4 protein-coding genes are annotated in these 3,840 nt (G+C 75.7%); all 4 read right to left on the bottom strand.

Annotation, left to right across the window (positions count from 1 at the left end; genetic code table 11):
* A partial coding sequence (locus CTKZ_RS20195; RefSeq protein ID WP_148090538.1) for an acetyl-CoA C-acetyltransferase occupies positions 1-1,161 on the bottom strand: 1,161 nt, incomplete at its 3' end.
* Positions 1,158-1,820: a CoA transferase subunit B gene (locus tag CTKZ_RS20190; protein WP_124344584.1), complete on the bottom strand. Its 663-nt coding sequence runs from the start codon at positions 1,818-1,820 to the stop codon at positions 1,158-1,160. The genes CTKZ_RS20190 and CTKZ_RS20195, both read right to left, overlap by 4 nt.
* The gene (locus CTKZ_RS20185; RefSeq protein ID WP_124344583.1) at positions 1,817-2,596 is read right to left on the bottom strand and encodes a CoA transferase subunit A; all 780 of its coding nucleotides are present in this window, start codon (positions 2,594-2,596) and stop codon (positions 1,817-1,819) included. The genes CTKZ_RS20190 and CTKZ_RS20185 overlap by 4 nt, the downstream gene beginning before the upstream one ends.
* A gap of 39 nt (positions 2,597-2,635) precedes the next feature.
* Positions 2,636-3,840 (bottom strand): dihydrolipoamide acetyltransferase family protein (locus CTKZ_RS20180; RefSeq protein WP_148090537.1); only part of this gene is annotated, 1,205 nt, incomplete at its 5' end.

Below are 3,840 nucleotides of genomic sequence, written 5' to 3'. Positions count from 1 at the left end.
GCCCTGGCCGCCACCGCCGCACAGCGCGACGGCCGCGCGTCCGGAGCCGCGGCGGGCGAGCTCGAGGGCGGCGTGGCCGGCGAGGCGCGCGCCGGACGCGCCGATGGGGTGGCCCAGGGCGATCGCGCCGCCGTGCAGGTTGGTGCGTTCGAGCGGGTAGTCGAGGTCGGCAAGCGACTGGGCGACGACCGAGCCGAAGGCCTCGTTGATCTCGACGAGGTCGAGGTGGCCGACGTCCCACCCGGCGCGCTTCACGGCGGCCTCGATCGCCCGTGCGGGCTGGGAGTGCAGCGACGTGTCCGGCCCGGCGACCTGGCCCCACGCGCCGACGGTGCACAGGACCGGCCAGCCGCGGGACTCGGCGACGTCGCGCGCGGCCACGACGACGGCGGCGGCGCCGTCCGTCAGCGGCGACGCGTTGCCGGCGGTGATCGTGCCGTCGGGCGCGAACGCGGGGCGCAGCGCACCGAGGGACTCGATCGTCGTGGTCGGGCGGATGCCCTCGTCGGCGTCGACCGTGACGGGGTCGCCGCGGCGCTGCGGGACGGGGACGGGCACGATCTCCTCCGCGAAGACCCCCGACGTCACCGCGGCGGCGGCGCGCAGGTGGCTCGCGAGCGCGACCTCGTCCTGGGCGAACCGCGTGATGCCGAGCGCCGCGTTGCCACGCTCGGTCGACGCGCCCATGGACTCGCCGTCGAAGGCGTCGGTCAGGCCGTCCCGCGCGAGGGAGTCGACGGCGGTGATGTCGCCGTACGTCCAGCCGCGGCGGGAGCCGGGCAGCAGGTGCGGCGCGAGGCTCATCGACTCCTGACCGCCCGCCACGACGACGTCGGCCTCGTCGCAGCGGATCAGGCGGGCCGCGTCGATGATCGCCGTGAGGCCTGAGAGGCACACCTTGTTCACGGTGGTCGCCGGGACCGTCCAGGGCAGGCCGGCGAGGTGCGCCGCCTGGCGCGCGGGGTTCTGGCCCGAGCCCGCGAGGACGACCTGGCCCATGAGGACGGCGTCCACGGCGGTCGGGCGGATGCGCGCGCGCTCGACGGCGCCGCGGATGGCGGCCGCGCCGAGCTCGGCCGCGGTCAGGGTGGACTGGGCTCCGCCCAGGCGCGTCATGGGCGTGCGGGCGAACGAGACGAGCACCGCGTCGCGACCGGTCATGTCAGCACCATCTCCCGCACGTCGTCGCTGGTCAGCAGGGGGACCGCGGAGGTCGCGGCGACGACGTCGGACACGCTGACGCCGGGTGCGCACTCGCGCAGCAGCAGGCCGTCCGGGGTCACGTCGAGGACGGCGAGGTCGGTGATGATCCGGTCGACGACGCCCACGCCTGTCAGGGGCAGGGTGCACTGCGGCAGGATCTTCGCGGAGCCGTCGCGCGCGACGTGCTCCATGAGGACGACGATCCGGCGGGCGCCGTGCACGAGGTCCATCGCGCCACCCATGCCCTTGACCATCTTCCCGGGGATCATCCAGTTGGCGATGTCGCCGCCGGCGGAGACCTGCATCGCGCCGAGCACGGCGACGTCGACCTTGCCGCCGCGGATCATGCCGAACGACGTGGCGGAGTCGAAGAACGACGCTCCCGGCGACAGCGTGATGGTCTCCTTGCCCGCGTTGATCAGGTCGGGGTCGACCTCGTCGTCCGTGGGGTAGGGGCCGACGCCGAGCACGCCGTTCTCGGACTGCAGCACGACCTCGACGCCCGGCGGCAGGTGGTTCGGGACGAGCGTCGGCAGGCCGATGCCGAGGTTCACGTAGGCGCCGTCGGGCAGCTCGCGGGCGGCGCGTGCCGCCATCTGCTCACGTGTGAGGGTCACGACGCACCTCCGGCCCGCAGCGTCCGCCGCTCGATGCGCTTGTCCGCGGCCTCGGCCTGCGTGAGCGGGACGACGCGGTCGACGAAGACGCCGGGCAGATGGATCGCGTCGGGGTCGAGCTCACCGACGGGCACCAGGTGCTCGACCTCGGCGATCGCGACGCGACCGGCGGCCGCGCAGAGCGGGTTGAAGTTCCGGGCCGACCGGTGGAAGACGAGGTTGCCCGCGTGGTCGCCCACCGCCGCGCGGACCAGCGCGAAGTCCGCGGTGATCGCCTCCTCGCGCACGTACTCGTGCTCCTCGCCGCGCATCGAGAACCGCTCGACGGGCTTGGGCGGTGACGCGACCGCCACGCCGCCGTCGGCGTCGTACCGCCAGGGCAGACCGCCCTCGGCGACCTGCGTGCCGACACCGGTGCGCGTGTAGAACGCGGCGATGCCGCTGCCGCCCGCGCGCAGCCGCTCGGCGAGCGTGCCCTGCGGGGTCAGCTCGACCTCGAGCTCGCCCGCGAGGTACTGGCGTGCGAACTCCTTGTTCTCGCCGACGTACGACGCGACGACCCGCCGCAGCCGCCGCTCCTGGAGCAGCAGCCCGAGGCCCCAGTCGTCGACGCCGCAATTGTTGCTCACGACCTCGAGGTCCTGCGTGCCGGCGTCGAGCAGCGCGCGGATCAGCACGCTCGGGATGCCGCACAGACCGAACCCGCCGACGGCGAGCGTCGCGCCGTCGGGGATGTCGGCCACCGCGTCGGCGGCCGAGCGGACGACCTTGTCCATCGTGCCCCTTCCCTCCAGAGGTCCCTGCTCCCGGTGCCGTCAGACCATCGCAAGCACCGACGCGGGCCGGGCGAGCACGCGGCCGACGTCGGCCAGGAAGCGCGACGCCTGCTCGCCGTCGACCACGCGGTGGTCGAACGAGACCGTGAGCGTGAGCACGTCGCGCAGCGCGACCGCGCCCTCGTGCTCCCACGGCTGCCGGCGGACCGCCCCCACCGCGACGATCGCCGACTGGCCAGGCACGAGGATCGGCGTGCCGCCGTCGACGCCGAAGACGCCCACGTTCGTGATCGTGAGCGTGCCGCCGGACAGGTCGGCGGGCGTGGTCGTGCCCGCGCGCGCCGACTCGGTCAGGGCGCGCAGCGCGTCGGCGAGGTCCGGCAGGCGCAGCGTGTCGGCCGCGTGGACGACCGGGACGAGCAGCCCGCGCGGCGTCGCGGCCGCGATGCCGAGGCCGACGTGCGCGTGCCGGACGATCTCGCCCGCGGGCTCGTCCCAGCGCGCGTTGAGGTCCGGGTGGTCGCGGACGGCGAGCGTCACGGCCTTGGCGACGAGCGCGAGGAGCGTGACGCGGTGGCCGTCCATCGCCCGGTCCGCGCGCAGGTCCGCGAGCAGCGCGGTCGTCGGCGTCACGTCGACGGTGAGGAACACGGACGCGTGCGGGGCGGTGAACGCGCTCGCGACCATCGCGGCCGCCGTCTGCTTGCGGACGCCCGTGACCGGGACCCGGACGTCGTCGTGCGACGGGGTCGTCGCCGCGCGTGCGGGGGAGGCGACGGCGGCGGACGACGACCGGTCGGGCACCCGCTCCGGCGACGACGTCCTCGCGGCCGTCGGGGGCGCAACCGAGACCGACGGAGTCCCCCGCGGGGGCGTCGTGCCGGTCGGGACGAGCGCGCGCAGGACGTCGTCGCGCGTGATCTGCCCCGACGGGCCTGTGCCCTGGACCCGCTCGAGGTGGACGCCGAGGTCGTGCGCGAGCTTGCGGACGGGCGGGGTCGGGCGCGGGGGAGCGGCGACGGTGCCGCCGGGCTCGCCGGCGACGACGGCGTCCGCCGGGTGCGCGTGCGTCCGGTCGTTGCCGTGGCCGTTCGTCGACGCGTGCGCCGCGAGCCAGGCCGCGGAGCGCGGTCGGCGGTGCGGCCGGGCCGACGCCTCGACGAGCGGGCCGTACCCGACGAGCACCGACGTCCGCTCGGGGACGGCCTGCGCGGCGGGCTCGGCAACCTCCGCCGACTCCGTCG

The sequence above is a fragment of the Cellulomonas algicola genome (assembly GCF_003851725.1).
Taxonomy (GTDB): domain Bacteria; phylum Actinomycetota; class Actinomycetes; order Actinomycetales; family Cellulomonadaceae; genus Cellulomonas; species Cellulomonas algicola.
The sequence above is the reverse complement of the archived record's forward strand: the minus strand, read 5'-3'. Positions and strand labels throughout refer to the sequence as shown.